Source organism: Pseudomonas syringae, assembly GCF_002157375.1.
GTDB classification, from domain to species: domain Bacteria; phylum Pseudomonadota; class Gammaproteobacteria; order Pseudomonadales; family Pseudomonadaceae; genus Aquipseudomonas; species Aquipseudomonas syringae_T.
This window is the reverse complement of the sequence record NZ_MTSA01000005.1, coordinates 168,168-182,683: the sequence shown is the minus strand read 5'-3', so window position 1 is coordinate 182,683 and position 14,516 is coordinate 168,168. Positions and strand designations below refer to the sequence as shown.

Genomic DNA, 14,516 nt, shown 5'->3' with positions numbered 1-14,516 from the left:
CGTTCACAAGGTAACGATATTCATGAACAAGATCGCGGTCATCGGCAGCAATATGGTGGATTTGATTACCTACATCGACCGAATGCCTTGCCAGGGCGAGACCCTGGAGGCGCCAGGCTTTGCGATGGGCTGCGGAGGCAAGGGCGCCAACCAGGCAGTGGCCGCTGCCAAACTCGGCACACCGGTGTTGATGCTGACCAAGGTGGGCGACGATATGTTCGCCGATAACACGATCGCCAATTTCACGCAGCATGGCATTGATACTCGCTACGTCACACGTGTGGCCGGTGTGCCCAGCGGCGTGGCGCCGATTTTTGTGAAGAGTGATTCGCATAACAGCATCCTCATCGTCAAAGGCGCCAACGCGCATTTGAAACCTGCGGATGTGGATTGCGCCGAGACAGCACTGACTGAATGCAGCCTTATCGTCCTTCAACTGGAAGTCGATTTGACGACGGTCTACTACGCCATCGAATTTGCAAAACGTCATGGCATTGAGGTGTTGCTCAATCCTGCACCTGCGCTGGCAGGGCTGAGCCGTGATCATCTGGCACAGCTGGACTTCATCGTTCCAAACGAAAGCGAGCTTGCGCTGATTACCGGCAAGCCTGTCGACGGCCCCGAAACCGCGCTGATCGCTGCACTTGAGCTGGCTGCGCAAGGCATCCGCCACGTCATCGTTACCCTGGGTGAGAAGGGCGCCTTGTACGTCGGCGAGCAGGGCGAGTTCCATGTGCCGGGGCGCGCTGTCGTTGCACGAGACACCTGCGGTGCCGGCGATGCGTTCATTGGCTGCTTTGCCCACTACTGGACCAAAGAAGGTGATATGCGTGCGGCAATCACTCAGGCGGTGGCCTACTCCGCTTGTTCGGTCACCGCACTCGGTACGCAGAGTTCTTACCCTGACGCGGCCTCTTTCGCGCACTTCGTTGGTGAAGCCTGATCCACGGTGGATGCCGCGCGGCGCTATTTAATCCCTTTACTCCCGGAGAATAACAATGACAAAAGTCCCGCTCCAACAGACACCTGATGGTTTTTACCTCAACCGTACACCCTGGTTCGCGTTCCTGCTGCTGTGCAGTATCTTCGCACTGTGGGCGGCCGCTGCAAGCATGAATGACGTGCTGATCGCACACTTCAAAAAAGCGTTTCTGCTCAGCGATTTTCAAACGGCGTTCGTGCAGTCGGCGTTTTATCTGGGCTATTTTTTCGTGGCGATTCCAGCGGCGATGGCCGTGCGGCGCTTCGGCTACAAAAGCACGATTCTGATCGGGCTGGTGTTCTACATGCTGGGCTGCGCGTTGTTCTTTCCCGCCGCGTCGACGGCCACGTACGGCATGTTCCTGATGGCGCTGTTCGTCATAGCGTGCGGGCTGTCCTTGCTGGAAACGGCCTGCAACACCTATTCGACATTGATGGGCCCGCGTGAAACCGGCACCCGCCGCCTGAACATCTCGCAGACGTTTCACCCGTTTGGTGCGATGGCAGGCGTGTACGTCGGCAGTTTCGTCATGTTCAAGGACACCGACGCGACGCATGAGCAGCTTGCTCAAATGAGCGCATCGGAAGCCGCTGCGCAGCAGTTGGAAATGATTCAATCGACGCTGTTACCTTACAAATGGATGATCGCCGTGCTGGTGCTGATGTTCATCCTGATCCTGATCACCCGGTTTCCTGCCTGCCGTGGCAACACCCAGACCACTGAAAAAAAGCGCAGCCTGCTGCAGAGCCTTTCGCGGCTGTCGCGCAACTCGCGCTTTACCTTTGGCGTACTGGCGCAGTTCCTTTATGTCGGCGCTCAGGTGGGCGTGTGGAGTTTCACTATCCGGCTGGCGATGCAGATGGGGGGAATGAACGAGCGCAGTGCTTCATGGTTCCTGTTGACCACCTTTGCTGCCTATTTCATCGGCAAAATGATCGCCAACCTATTGATGCGTAAATCACACCCGGCCAAAGTGCTGATGATCTACGGGGTGCTGGCCATTATCTTGCTGGTCTACACCATTCTTGTGCCTAATATCAGCGCCGTGTATGCCGCGGTAGGCGTCAGTATTTTTCTCGGACCGTGCTGGCCGACCATTTACGGACTCACCATCGACGGGCTTGGCGAAGACACGGGTGTCGGCGGATCGCTGCTGGTGATGAGTATTGTGGGTGGGGGCGTACTGCCTGTTTTCCAGGGCCTGCTCTCCGACGCCACCCACGGCAACATGCAACTGGCGTACGTCGTACCGTTGCTCTGTTTTGTGGTGATCGTTGCCTACGCCTACTCGTGCATGCGCCACACTCGCGCGCCGCAGTCTGCTGATGATGCGGTGGTCGCGTCATGAAAAAAATTTCCATCGCCCTGACGCCCGAACAATTCACCACAAATGAGACAACCCTGGCGGAGTCTGCCGATTTCCGGGTGCTGGCCTGGACCTATCCCGGAGGGGTCAGGGCGCTGGCACTGGAAAACGCGCGCGGGCGCCTGGTGGTCTTGCCATACCAGGGGCAGATGATCTGGTCGGCGATCTTCGATGGCTGCGACCTGACCATGCACAACATGTTCAGCCGGCCAAGACCCAGCCCAACGATTATCGGCACCTACGGTTGCTTCATGTTTCACGCAGGACTGCTGCGCAACGGCTGCCCTGGACCGGACGATGACCACCCGCTGCATGGCGAAATGCCCTGCGCCCCGATGGACCTCGCGTGGCTTGAAGTCGGTGAAGACGCTGCGGGCCCGTACCTGAGGCTCTGCGGGGAATATGAATACGTGCAAGGGTTCGGTGATCACTACCGGGCGGCACCCTCGGTCACGTTGCGCGCAGGCTCCGCTGTGTTCGACATTGGCATGCAGGTCACCAACCTGGCGGGCAGTCCGATGGAGCTGATGTACATGGCTCATATGAACTACGCCTACGTGCCTGACGGGCGTCTGGTCGAGCCACTTGGCCGTGCCGGCGCGCGGGTACGACAAAGCGTGCCCGCCCACGTGAAGCCGACGCCGGAATGGTCGGCTTACATGGCGCAACTGAGTGAAGACCCGTCTCGTCTGAGCCGGCTGGACGCCCCTGCGTTCTATGATCCGGAGATCGTGTGCTTCTTTGACGAAGTACCTGTGGATGCAGCAGGCCATGCACACTTTCTGCTTGAGCACCCCTCGGGGCCTGCGTTTTATACGCGTTACTCGCCTGAGCAATTTCCCCGTGCTGTTCGCTGGATTCTTCACAACGCCGATCAGCGAGTGGCTGCATTTGTGTTGCCCGCCACCTGTGAACCGGAAGGCTACAAGGCGGAAAAAGCCAAAGGCAATGTGCGGTTACTGGCGGGCGGGCAAACTGCGGTGTTCAATGTCACCACCGGATACCTGTCGGCTAAAGAGCTGCACCGGTTGAACCCGTGAGCACTTCACACCACGCATCGGGCGCCGTTTTTGGCGATCAAGTCGCGGTAGGACCGGGGCAGTTTCTTGTCGGAGATCACCACGTTGAATTGTTCGAGCGTGGCGAAATGGGTGGTGCGCACGGCGTCGAACTTGCTGTGATCAGCGAGCAGAACACTGTGTTGTGTCTGGCGCAGCACCTTTTGCTTGACCTCGACCTCATTGAAGTTGAAACACGTCACACCAAACGTGTCGCTCACGCCAGCCGCCGAAAGAAACGCCCAGGTCAAGCGCAGGCTGTCGAGAATGCTGTGCTCGTGGGCGTGGTCGAACACCTGGTTTTTGCGATGAAAGATTCCGCCACACAGCACGATGGTGCAGTTGGGCTTTTGCTGCAGTTTGAGCAGAACGTTCAGCGAGTTGCACACCGCCGTGAATTCCATTTCATCGGGAATGAAGTCAATGACATACGGCACGGTGGTTCCGCAATCGAAGAACACCGTGTCTCCACGGTTGATGAATTTCGCCGCGAGCTTGCCGATACGACGCTTTTCCTCGACGTGCCGGGTGCCCTGTTCCGTCACTTTGTAATCGGGGGCGTCGGCGGGCTCGAACGCCAGCGTGATGTGGCCGCCTAGCAAGTGCAGCTTTTCCGGGTAGCGACTCAGGTCCCGGCGCAGGGTCATTTCCGAGACATCAAGCAACTCGGCCATCTCGCGTAAATGGATCGCTTTCTGATGTTGCAGCGCTTGCTGGATCAGTTTGATGCGTTCTGACTGTTTGCTTTCCACAGGCATTCCATTGACTAGTATTGTTGTGATTTAAACATTTATTGATATTATCCTAACATGCACGGTGCGTGGTTTTTCAACCACAACCTCCCATGACTTATCATCAGGACTGAATCATGAGCTCAGTAAAACCGTCAGAACTTGCCAGGTTCATCGACCACACCTTGCTGGCGCCTGACGCCTCTCGTCAACAAGTCACCGCGCTCTGTGCCGAGGCGCAGCAATACGGCTTCTATTCGGTGTGCGTGAATTCTGGCCAAGTGCCCTATGCCGCACACCTATTGGCAGGGCAAGCCGTCAAGGTCTGCGCGGTGGTCGGGTTTCCGCTAGGCGCCGGGCTTAGCGAGAGTAAAGCCTTTGAGGCACGCCAGGCAATTGCAGCCGGCGCAGGCGAAATCGACATGGTCCTCAACATCGGCGCGCTACGCGACGGGCTGTCAGACACCGTGCGCGACGACATTGCCGCGGTGCAACAGGCATGCGGCGGGGTGCCGCTCAAGGTGATTCTTGAGACCTGCCTGCTGGACGATGCGCAAAAGACGCTCGCGTGCCAGCTGTGCCGCGAACTGGGTGTGGCGTTCGTCAAAACGTCAACGGGGTTCAGCCGCAGTGGCGCCACCGTAGAAGACGTTGCGTTGATGCGCAGCGTCGTAGGCCCCGATATCGGCGTCAAGGCGTCGGGCGGTGTGCGTGATTATGAAACTGCGCTGGCCATGATCGAGGCCGGCGCCACCCGCCTGGGGACGAGTTCCGGCGTCAGCATTGTCAGCGGAGCGTCTGTCGACGCATCGGGCTACTGACCTGGTTACTGTTGCAGGCTCAAAGAAGAAGCCACTCGATGAGTGGCTTCTGTCGTCTGCGATCCTGGTGCGCAACGCACCGCCGAATCACCTCCGCCCGGCGCGTGTGCTCACGTCCACCCACACCGCCAGTACGAGGATTCCGCCCTTGACGATCATCTGCCAGTAACTGTCGACGTCCAGCATCGACATGCCGTTATCGAGACTGGTAATCACCAGCGCGCCGAGCAGGGCACCGTAAACGGTGCCGGAGCCGCCTCGCATGGACGTGCCCCCGATGAAGCAGGCCGCGATGGCGTCCAGTTCGCCCATGTTGCCGGCCGAGGGCGAGCCTGCGGCCAGGCGCGCGGTATTGACCAGCCCGGCGAAGGCACACATCACGCCCATGATGCCGAAGATCCACAGCTTCACCGCTTGTACGTTGATGCCGGACAGGCGTGTGGCCTCCATGTTGCTGCCGACGGCGTAGACGCGCCGCCCGAATACCGTCTGGCTGGTGACGTAACTGAACACGCCGAGCAGGACCAGCAACAGCAACACCGGCACAGGGATCCCGTCGTAGCTGTTCAGGATGTAGACAAACCCGCCCAGCACAGCGCCGATCAGCGCCACCCGTAACACGTCGCGAATCATCGAGTGCGCCACCAGGCCGTGCAGGGCTCTGTTGCGCCGTTGTTTCCACGTCAGGAACAGCGTCAGCGCCATCAGCAATACGCCAAGCCCTGTGCCCACCGCGTGCGGCAAGTACCCTTGACCTACATAGACCAGCGAAGGCGAGACCGGGGCGATGGTCGTGCCACCGGTGATTCCAAGCAGAATGCCGCGAAAGGCCAGCATGCCGCCCAACCCGACAATAAACGAAGGAATGCGCAGGTAAGCCGTCATGTAGCCGTTGGCCAGGCCAATCATCAGTCCGCACAGTGCAACCAGACTCAGGTTCGCCAGCAGCGGCACGTGATAGACCGCATCGAGAATGGCCGCCAGCCCGCCGAGCAGGCCAAGCATCGAACCGACCGACAGGTCGATTTCGCCACTGATGATGACCAGCACCATGCCACACGCCAGAATGCCGGTGATGGACATCTGCCGCAGCAGGTTAGAGAGGTTGCGCGGCGTCAGAAACCCGCCCTCTGTCTGCCAACTGAAGAACAGCCAGATAACCGCAATGGCAATCACCAGTGCGAGCATTTTGTAGCGGGTGAAGAACTGTTTGACCTGATTCATCTACTCGGTCTTCCGCTCGTTGTTGTTATGTTCATCGGGCTGGCTGAGGGCCGCGGCCAGCACCTGTTCCTGGGTCAGCTCGTGGTTGATGAAGTCGCCGCACAGCCGGCCTTCGCCGATCACCAGCACGCGGTCTGAAACCCCCAGCACTTCGGCCAGTTCCGACGACACCATGATGATCGAAACACCCTCGGCGGCCAGTGCGCCCATCAGCTTGTAAATTTCGTATTTGGCGCCCACATCGACGCCTCGGGTAGGCTCGTCAAGAATCAGTACGCGAGGTCGGGTCAACAGCATCTTGGCCAGTACGGCTTTCTGCTGATTGCCACCGGACAGGCTGGTGATGGGCAGAAACGGGCTGGCAGTCTTGAGGTGCATGCGCGAAATTTCCCGGTCGATGCTGCTCAGTTCGGCTTCGGCATCGATGTGAGTCATTTTCGAGTAATTGTCGAGAACGGCGAGGGTGATGTTCTGGCCGACACCCATGTCGGGAATGATGCCCTGACGCTTGCGGTCTTCAGGCACCATGCACAGGCCGGCGCGGATCGATTTGAGCGGCGTGCGTGTGTCGACGATCTGGCCGTCCAGCCATACTTCTCCGGTGTAGCGGCCTGGGTAGGCGCCGAACAGCGCCGAGACCAGCTCTGTGCGGCCAGCGCCCACGAGCCCGGCAACGCCGAGGATTTCTCCGCGCCTGAGCGCGAACGAAATATCGTCCACCCGTTTGCGTTTGGGGTTGTCGACGTCGTAGCAGGTGATGTTTCGCGCCTCGAAAATGACCTCGCCGATGTCATGCGCTGCGGTGGGGTACAGATTGCTCATTTCGCGCCCGACCATCTGGGTGATGATCTTCGGGATGTCCATTTCCGTCATGGCGGTGGTGGCAATGTGTTTGCCGTCGCGGATCACCGAAATGGTGTCACACACCGCAGCCACTTCATCGAGCTTGTGCGAGATGTACACGCAGGCGACGCCCTTGGCCTTGAGGTCGCGAATGATGTCCAGCAGCACCTCGATCTCCGAGCGGGTCAGGGCCGAGGAGGGCTCATCGAGAATCAACAGGCGCGCTTGCTTGTTCAGCGCCTTGGCAATCTCCACCAGTTGCTGATGACCGCCGCCGTATTGCGAAACCGGCAGCGCCACGTTCATGTCAGGGACTTTCAGCTCACGCATCAGGGCTTCGGCCCGGTGAATCATCGCCGGGTAATTCATGCGCCCGCCGGGCAGGGTCAGTTCGTGGCCCATGAAGATGTTTTCAGCCACCGACAGGTCCGGGACCAGGGTCAGTTCCTGATGAATGATGACGATACCGGCGGCTTCGGTTTCGCTGATGGACTGCGCCTTTAGTGGCTGCCCCTCCCAGAGAATGTCGCCTTCCCAGGTGCCATAGGGATAGACCGCCGAGAGGACTTTCATCAAGGTGGATTTGCCCGCGCCGTTTTCGCCGCACAGGCCGACGCATTCACCGGCCCGGACCTTGATATCAATGCCGTTGAGGGCTTTGACACCGCCAAAGGTTTTGACGATGCCGTTCATTTGCAGCAGTTAGTCGGACATGGCTAAAGGCTCATACACAGGCATCAGGGCTGGCGTGAGACAGACCCTGTGCAACCGCGTTGCACAGGGCCATGCTCAGGCGCTCATCGACGTGTTGACGTTCGACAGCTTACTGCCCGCCCATCTGTGCCTTGGTGTAAAACCCGTCCTTTTCCAGCAGGTCGATGTTGTCCTTGGTCAGCGACGTCGGCGTGAGCAGGATGGTGTCGACCTTTTTGCTGCCGTTGTCGTATTGCGAGCTGAACGCGGGTTTCTCGTTGCGTGCCAGTTGCACCGAGAGTTTGGCGGCTTCAGTGGCAATCAGTTTCAGCGGCTTGTAGACGGTCATGGTCTGAGTACCGTCAATGACCCGTTTGACCGCTGCCAGATCGGCGTCCTGACCCGAAATAGGCACCTTGCCCGCCAGTTTCTGGGCAGCCAGTGCCTGAATGGCACCGCCGGCAGTCGCGTCGTTGGAGGCGACGATGCCATCGATCTTGTTGCTGTTTTTGGTCAGGGCGTTCTCTACAATGCTTAACGCTTCTGTGGGGTTCCATTCCTTGACCCACTGCTGACCGACAATCTTGATATCGCCTTTGTCGATGGCCGGCTGCAGCACTTTCATCTGACCTTCGCGCAGAATCTTGGCGTTGTTGTCAGTGGGCGCGCCGCCAAGCAAAAAGTAATTGCCTTTTGGTGCCGCTTTCAACACACCACTGGCCTGCATCTCGCCGACCTTTTCATTATCGAAGGAAATGTAGGCATCGATGTCGGCATTGAGGATCAGCCGGTCATACGACACCACCTTGATCCCGGCTTTTTTGGCTTCGGCCACGGCATTGGTCAGCACCGTGGCGTTGAACGGTACGATGACGATCACGTCGACGCCACGGGAAATCAGGTTCTCGATCTGTGAAATCTGCTTCTGTTCATTGGCATCAGCCGATTGCACGAAGACTTTGGCGTCCAGTTTCTCCGCCGCCGCCACGAAGTAGTCGCGGTCTCGTGACCAGCGCTCCAGACGCAGGTCATCGATGGAAAAACCGATTTTCGGGTGGGCGGAGTCGGCCATGACCGGCAGCGAAAGCAATGCCAGGGCGCTGGCGAGCAGCGTGCGTTTCAGGGTGTTCATAGGGTGCGTCCTTTTATTGTTGTTTGAAAGACACTTCATGAGGTGCAGCGTGATGCCGGTAGAACTGTAGAACTGTAGAACGTTGTCGGACGTCGCAGGTACAGATTTGTCATGAGAATGTCACTGCGGCGTCCCTCTCTGCCGGTTTCAGGTATAGATAAACCGGTTGACCACACTTTCCAGCCATTCCTGCCGTCCGCTGACCGCCTGCGGGTCCAGTTCGTTGGCAAACGCATGCTCGGCCAGTGAGGCGAGGCTGAAGTCACCCGCCAGCACGGACTGGCCAAAGGGCTGCTGCCAGCCCGCGTAGCGTTGATCCTTGAACTGCTGAAGCCTGTCGTTTTGCACCATCGCCGCTGCGCGCTCCAGCGCCAGAGCGAGCACGTCCATCGCGGCAACATGGCCGTAAAACAGATCGACTTCCTCCAGGCTCTGACGGCGGACCTTGGAATCGAAGTTGTAACCGCCGTGGGTGAAACCGCCGGCCTTGAGGATTTCGTAGGTGGCGAGGGTCATCTCTTCGACGCTGTTGGGGAACTGGTCAGTGTCCCAGCCGTTTTGCGGGTCGCCGCGATTGGCATCGATGCTGCCGAAGATGCCCAGTGAAACAGCAGTGGCAATCTCGTGATGGAAACTGTGCCCGGCCAGCGTGGCGTGGTTGGCCTCGATGTTGACCTTGATTTCGTTTTCCAGGCCGTATTGCTGCAGGAAGCCGAACACCGTGGCGCTGTCGTAATCGTACTGATGCTTGGTCGGCTCCTGGGGTTTGGGTTCGATCAGCAGATCGCCCTTGAAGCCGATCTTGTGCTTGTGCTCGACCACCATGCGCATGAAGCGCCCCAATTGTTCGCGCTCGTGCCTGAGGTCGGTATTGAGCAGGGTTTCGTAACCTTCGCGACCGCCCCAGAGTACGTAGTTGGCGCCTTTCAGGCGTTGGGTCGCGTTCATGGCACTGAACACCTGTGCGGCGGCATAGGCAAACACTTCAGGGTCCGGGTTGCTGGCGGCACCGGCGGCAAAGCGCGGGTTGCTGAAACAGTTGGCGGTGCCCCACAGCAGTTTGAGCCCGGTCTGTTCTTGATGGCGCTCCAGATGATCGACCATGTGCGCAAAATTATTGCGGTATTCCTTGATCGAATTGCCCTCGGGGGCTACATCGGTGTCATGGAAACTGTAGTAATCGATGCCCAGTTTGGAAAAAAACTCGAACGCCGCTTCGGCTTTGCCGATGGCCAGTTCCATCGGGTCACCCGTGCGCTGCCACGGGCGCTTGAACGTGCCCACACCGAACATGTCAGCCCCCGGCCAGACGAACGTGTGCCAGTAACAGGCAGACATCCGCAAATGTTCGCGCATGGGTTTGCCGAGGATCAGCTTGTCGGCGTCGTAGTGGCGAAAGGCGAGGGGTGAATCGCTGTCGGGGCCTTCGTAGATAACCTTGTCGACAGTGGGGAAGTAAGGCATGGACGATTTTCCTTATTGTTCTTGGCGATGCCTCGATACTAGCAACGGCCTAAAGGCTGCTGATTATGAAAATCATCAACATCGAGTGCGATTTTGAGTATTGAGATTCGCCTTTCACACGCCTAGTCTGTTGAAAAGCGCCACGCTTTCCGGATCGGCATAAAAACAATGAAAACCGTACCTCCCGTTCACCGCATCGCGCTGTTGTTCAACGGCAGCAAGATCTACGACCGCGGCATCATCAGTGGCATCGGCAATTACCTCAGCAGCACTCGCGTGTCTTGGGACCTGTTTCTCGAGGAAGATTTTCTGTGCCGCCTGAGAGGCATCGAGCGCTGGCAGGGCGACGGAATCATTGCGGATTTCGATGACCCGCTGATTGGCGAGGCGCTGGCCGGGATCAAACTGCCGGTCGTGGCGGTCGGCGGTTCCTATCAGGATGAGCGCGCCTATCCGAAAGGCATTCCGTACGTTGCCACCGACAATCACGCGCTCATAAAGGCGGCCTACGAACACTTGATCGAGGCGGGGCTGACGCGGTTTGCCTGCTTCAGCCTGCCCGAGGCCCAGGCCAACCGCTGGGCGCAGGAGCGCGAGAAAGCCTTTCGCCGGTTGTTGCAGCGTGATGGCCTGCACGTCGAGGTCTATCGCTGCATGGGCACCAGCGCACCGCTCTGGGACAGTGCCGTGGAACAGCAGATTGCCTGGCTGCAAAGCCTGCCCAAACCCATCGGTATCATCGCCGTGACAGACGCCCGGGCGCGGCAGTTGTTGCAGGCCTGCCTGACCGCCGGGATTGCCGTGCCGGAGCAGGTTGCGTTGATTGGCATCGATAACGATCCGCTGACCAGAACCCTCACACGAGTACCGTTGAGTTCGGTGATTCAAGGCACCGAAACCATGGGAAGAACGGCTGCGCGCCTGCTTCACCAGATGTTGCACGGCATGCCCGCCAGCGGTACACAGATTCTGATCCCCCCGGACGCAATCAATGTGCAGGCCTCAAGCCTGCATCAAGCGCTGGGTAATCCCTATGTAATGCAAGCGCTGCTGTTTATCCGTCAATACGCGTGTCAGGGCATCAAGACGGCGCAAGTCGCCGCCTACGTGGGCATCTCGCGCTCATCGCTGGAGTCGCACTTTCGCAAGGACAGGGGCTGCAGCGTTCACGACGAGATCCTGCGCTTCAAACTGGCTGCCGCCGCCAGCGGGCTGGAAAAAACCGACTCGGCCATTGCAGACATTGCCCGCGCCTGCGGCTTTAAGTCAGCGCAGTACCTGCATACGGTGTTTCGTCGTGAGTTCGGGTGTACGCCCCGGGAGTATCAGCAGGGCGGCAGCGCTAACGCTGCCTTGGTCAACTGATCTGCAACGGCTAGTCGGCGATAACCCGTATCGTCCAGAAGTCCGAGGACAGGTTCGCGTCCATCAGGTATCCGTACGGCAGGGTGAAGTAGCCTTCCATGCCCCAGGAAACACCCCATGAATTGCGTAAGATGAAGCGCTGATGGGCATCGTCATAACCCACTACCAGTACGCAGTGCCCGCCGAGCTGCTTTTCGCCGTGCGCAGGCATCGGAGCGTGCCCGGTTTCGGCAACTTTTTTGGTTTCAAAACTTTCGTACACACTGAAGCCGATAACGAACGGATACCCTGAAGCCAGGCAGCCTTTCATCTGATTAAGGTGTTGCGCAACTTTCTGATAGGACACGGCTTTGTATTTCGTGGCGTGCTTGTAGCAGGCAGGCGGAGGTTTTACAGCAAACCGGGCAATGTCGTAAGGCCACTCTTTTTCAGGGCAGTCACCCAGGGTTGCAACCGTTTTGATTCCGTCTCTGATCATCGCGCCGCTGTCTGAGTCGACGGTATGTTCAATGACCCGCTCGTTGTAGTAGATAAACAGACGCGAGGGTTCGAAGCCCGGTTTCAGTTTCTGTTTCATCCGGTCAAACTGAATGGCGGCGGCAATGCCGTTGGCTGTACAACTGCCGAGTTGCCCCTGATCGTAGACGGGAGGGCAGTGCTTTCTCAGATCGATCGTGTGCGGAAGTGTTGTCAATGCGGCCACGGGCGCAGCATACAAATGATCGCGATGATCCGGCAGATCGCGAATCCAGCCGTACTGTTTGACGGTGTAGGTCATCGTCTGTCTCCATGCAAAAGGGACTGCCTGACAGGCACCCGGTCACGTGCATCGCATCACGGTGCCTGAGGCTATGTAAGCAGTTTTCCCGATGGCAAGGGATGAAGATGTTTTTAGTGCTTAGTGGGCTAAATATCGCATTCAATCAGCCACCCTCAAACGCTCACTGTGCTACCCACACGTTTTTTAAACAGTGATTCGAATAATCCGAATCACTGTTGTCGTGCGCCAGGCTTCGCCGGTAATCGAAAAGCGGTGAGGTTCAGGCGCTTGCTGGAGCACCCAGCGAGGCCTCGTCAAGACTTCGCGACGGGTCATCAGGTTCCGGCAAAAAAGCTCATCCCTTTGCCGATCGCACACTCATAACTCACCGCTTTGCCCACCGGCTGATAGTCAGGAACGCTCAGCGTCGTCATGCTGAAACTGGCCGTGCCGTTGGACCGTACCTGATAGCGAATGAATTGCTCGATGGGTTTGTTATCGCGGTTCAGGGTGAAGTGGGTGTCGGAAAAGGCCAGTGTGCCGTCCGGGGTGATGAGGTAGGTTTCTATGCGTTTGCCACCTTTGGTTCTGGAGGGTTCGGCACCTTCGACCGAGGATTTGCATTGCCCCAGATCAATTACCACGGCGACCGACTCGCCGGTATTCAACGCTTGAGTGAGGGCGGGGTAGCTGACCAAAGCGTCGCCTGCATGAGCAAGGGCGGGCAGTGACAGTGCGAGCAGCGCGGCATAGTAATGTTTCATGGATTCTCCAGTAATGCAGACTGGCTTGATGACTGCCAGTCAGGTCCGGGGCAGGTTAAACAGGCAGCGCGAACCGTAGCACAAGGCCTTTTCAAAGTGGGCCACGATTCGCTGTTGGTCAGGCAACAGCGAATCGGCAATCTGCTTTACAGCGTTGCCTGAACACCTCCGCTGACGGTGCCCATGCCACTCGGCGCAATGACGGGAACGCGCCTGCTGCCAAGGCGGGCAGGCGGCCTGGGGGCTTTGGGCATGACCTGTGCAGTGCTGATCGGGAATGTTTTCTCGAGCCAGCGGAGCTACCCGAATGCCTGATGCCGTTTCGACTTCCAAGCCACCCCGCGTGTATGCGCTAGGGCGCGCCCTTGCGCTGACCCTGGTTGCCGCCAGCCTTGCTGCTCCAGCCTGTGCCGATGACAGTGACGTGCCGTCGCTGGCGGGGAAGCGCATTGCTATCAGCATGACCGGCACCAGTCACTATTTTGATATCAAGGCTTTTCAGGCTCAGGTCGATGAGGTCAAGCGCCTGGGCGGGACGCCGATCACCCTCGACGCCGGTCGTAACGACAAGAACCTGGTCAATCAGTTACAGACGGTGGTCACGCAAAAGCCCGATGCGGTCATTCAGACCCTGGGCACGCTCAGCGTGATCGACCCGTGGCTCAAGCGCATCAGCAAGGCGGGCATTCCATTGTTCACCATCGACGCGCCTTCGCAATACAGCCTCAACAACACCACGTCCGACAACGTTGCAACGGGCAAGGCGCTTGCCGGGCAGTTGATCAAGGACACCGGAGGCAAAGGCAATGTGCTGGTGTTCAACGGCTTTTATGGCGTGCCGGTCTGCGCCATTCGTTATGACCAGCTCAAGCTCGCGCTCAAGGATTACCCGGAGCTGAAAATCATCGAGCCCGAGTTGCGAGATGTGATTCCGAATACGGTTCAGGACGCTTATTCGCAGGTGTCGGCATTGCTCAACAAATACCCCAAAGGCAGCGTATCGGCGATCTGGTCAGCCTGGGATATTCCGCAACTGGGCGCCAGCAAGGCATTGATCGATGCAGGACGCACCGAGATCAAGACCTATGGCGTGGACGGCACCCCGGAAGTGCTGGAACTGATGCGTCGTGAAGACTCACCGATAGGCGCCGTGGTCGCCCAGCAGCCGGTGCTGATCGGCAAGACCGCTGTGCAGAACGTCGCCCGCTACCTGGCCGGACAGCGCGATCTGCCTAAAGAGACACAGGTGTCGACCCTGTTGACCACCGCAGCCAACCTGCCGGAAGTACAAAAGCTTCGGGGCGATAACTGAC

The 14,516-nt window shown here is 58.4% G+C and carries 13 protein-coding genes; 6 read left to right on the top strand and 7 right to left on the bottom strand.

The annotated features are described in order from the left end of the window. The first annotated feature begins 22 nt into the window (after nt 1-22). The 3 genes from rbsK to BW686_RS07885 are packed head-to-tail and all read left to right on the top strand — an operon-like array spanning nt 23 to nt 3,388. Nucleotides 23-943 carry a ribokinase gene (gene rbsK, locus BW686_RS07895; protein ID WP_084915784.1) on the top strand — a complete coding sequence of 307 codons (921 nt, stop codon included), beginning with the start codon at nt 23-25 and terminating at the stop codon, nt 941-943. A 55-nt stretch (nt 944-998) separates the two neighbouring features. Next, on the top strand, nt 999-2,330 hold the full coding sequence (fucP, locus tag BW686_RS07890; RefSeq protein ID WP_084915783.1) for an L-fucose:H+ symporter permease: 1,332 nt from the start codon (nt 999-1,001) through the stop codon (nt 2,328-2,330). Beyond that, nucleotides 2,327-3,388 (top strand): aldose 1-epimerase family protein, encoded by a 1,062-nt coding sequence (locus tag BW686_RS07885; RefSeq protein WP_084915782.1) that lies wholly within the window; start codon nt 2,327-2,329, stop codon nt 3,386-3,388. The genes fucP and BW686_RS07885 overlap by 4 nt, the downstream gene beginning before the upstream one ends. A gap of 5 nt (nt 3,389-3,393) precedes the next feature. Here BW686_RS07885 and deoR read toward each other — a convergent pair whose 3' ends face one another. Beyond that, entirely contained in the window at nt 3,394-4,164 is a 771-nt protein-coding gene (deoR, locus tag BW686_RS07880; RefSeq protein ID WP_084915781.1) for a DNA-binding transcriptional repressor DeoR, read from the bottom strand. A 110-nt stretch (nt 4,165-4,274) separates the two neighbouring features. Here deoR and deoC point away from each other — a divergent pair, with 110 nt between their 5' ends. Next, nucleotides 4,275-4,958 carry a deoxyribose-phosphate aldolase gene (gene deoC / locus BW686_RS07875; protein WP_084915780.1) on the top strand — a complete coding sequence of 228 codons (684 nt, stop codon included), beginning with the start codon at nt 4,275-4,277 and terminating at the stop codon, nt 4,956-4,958. An 87-nt stretch (nt 4,959-5,045) separates the two neighbouring features. Here deoC and BW686_RS07870 read toward each other — a convergent pair whose 3' ends face one another. The 4 genes from BW686_RS07870 to xylA form a co-directional block, all read right to left on the bottom strand. After that, a complete protein-coding gene (locus BW686_RS07870; RefSeq protein WP_084915779.1) occupies nt 5,046-6,182 on the bottom strand; it encodes a sugar ABC transporter permease in 1,137 nt (378 codons plus the stop codon). Next, nucleotides 6,183-7,718 (bottom strand): D-xylose ABC transporter ATP-binding protein, encoded by a 1,536-nt coding sequence (gene xylG, locus BW686_RS07865; protein ID WP_256898332.1) that lies wholly within the window; start codon nt 7,716-7,718, stop codon nt 6,183-6,185. A gap of 130 nt (nt 7,719-7,848) precedes the next feature. Then, nucleotides 7,849-8,850 (bottom strand): D-xylose ABC transporter substrate-binding protein, encoded by a 1,002-nt coding sequence (gene xylF / locus BW686_RS07860; RefSeq protein WP_084915778.1) that lies wholly within the window; start codon nt 8,848-8,850, stop codon nt 7,849-7,851. Nucleotides 8,851-8,997: 147 nt separating this feature from the next. Beyond that, complete coding sequence (gene xylA, locus BW686_RS07855) at nt 8,998-10,314, bottom strand: xylose isomerase (protein WP_084915777.1); 1,317 nt, start codon at nt 10,312-10,314, stop codon at nt 8,998-9,000. A gap of 168 nt (nt 10,315-10,482) precedes the next feature. Between xylA and BW686_RS07850 the strand changes: the two genes are divergently transcribed. Next, complete coding sequence (locus tag BW686_RS07850) at nt 10,483-11,679, top strand: XylR family transcriptional regulator (protein ID WP_084915776.1); 1,197 nt, start codon at nt 10,483-10,485, stop codon at nt 11,677-11,679. Nucleotides 11,680-11,689: 10 nt separating this feature from the next. Here the strand turns inward: BW686_RS07850 and BW686_RS07845 are convergent, their stop codons facing one another. Then, a complete protein-coding gene (locus BW686_RS07845) occupies nt 11,690-12,457 on the bottom strand; it encodes a C1 family peptidase (RefSeq protein ID WP_084915775.1) in 768 nt (255 codons plus the stop codon). 317 nt (nt 12,458-12,774) lie between these two features. Next, nucleotides 12,775-13,203: a VirK family protein gene (locus tag BW686_RS07840; RefSeq protein ID WP_084915774.1), complete on the bottom strand. Its 429-nt coding sequence runs from the start codon at nt 13,201-13,203 to the stop codon at nt 12,775-12,777. A 307-nt stretch (nt 13,204-13,510) separates the two neighbouring features. Between BW686_RS07840 and BW686_RS07835 the strand changes: the two genes are divergently transcribed. After that, nucleotides 13,511-14,515, top strand: a complete 1,005-nt coding sequence (locus BW686_RS07835; protein ID WP_084915773.1) for a sugar ABC transporter substrate-binding protein — start codon at nt 13,511-13,513, stop codon at nt 14,513-14,515. Nucleotide 14,516: the final 1 nt, after the last annotated feature.

Bases quoted from the DNA above. Each gene is read 5' to 3' on its own strand.
- fucP (WP_084915783.1), top strand. From the start codon at position 999: ATGACAAAAGTCCCGCTCCAACAGACACCTGATGGTTTTTACCTCAAC.
- BW686_RS07840 (WP_084915774.1), bottom strand. From the start codon at position 13,203: ATGAAACATTACTATGCCGCGCTGCTCGCACTGTCACTGCCCGCCCTT.
- BW686_RS07850 (WP_084915776.1), top strand. From the start codon at position 10,483: ATGAAAACCGTACCTCCCGTTCACCGCATCGCGCTGTTGTTCAACGGC.
- deoR (WP_084915781.1), bottom strand. From the start codon at position 4,164: ATGCCTGTGGAAAGCAAACAGTCAGAACGCATCAAACTGATCCAGCAA.
- rbsK (WP_084915784.1), top strand. From the start codon at position 23: ATGAACAAGATCGCGGTCATCGGCAGCAATATGGTGGATTTGATTACC.
- BW686_RS07885 (WP_084915782.1), top strand. From the start codon at position 2,327: ATGAAAAAAATTTCCATCGCCCTGACGCCCGAACAATTCACCACAAAT.
- xylF (WP_084915778.1), bottom strand. From the start codon at position 8,850: ATGAACACCCTGAAACGCACGCTGCTCGCCAGCGCCCTGGCATTGCTT.
- xylG (WP_256898332.1), bottom strand. From the start codon at position 7,718: ATGAACGGCATCGTCAAAACCTTTGGCGGTGTCAAAGCCCTCAACGGC.
- BW686_RS07870 (WP_084915779.1), bottom strand. From the start codon at position 6,182: ATGAATCAGGTCAAACAGTTCTTCACCCGCTACAAAATGCTCGCACTG.
- BW686_RS07845 (WP_084915775.1), bottom strand. From the start codon at position 12,457: ATGACCTACACCGTCAAACAGTACGGCTGGATTCGCGATCTGCCGGAT.
- BW686_RS07835 (WP_084915773.1), top strand. From the start codon at position 13,511: ATGCCTGATGCCGTTTCGACTTCCAAGCCACCCCGCGTGTATGCGCTA.
- xylA (WP_084915777.1), bottom strand. From the start codon at position 10,314: ATGCCTTACTTCCCCACTGTCGACAAGGTTATCTACGAAGGCCCCGAC.
- deoC (WP_084915780.1), top strand. From the start codon at position 4,275: ATGAGCTCAGTAAAACCGTCAGAACTTGCCAGGTTCATCGACCACACC.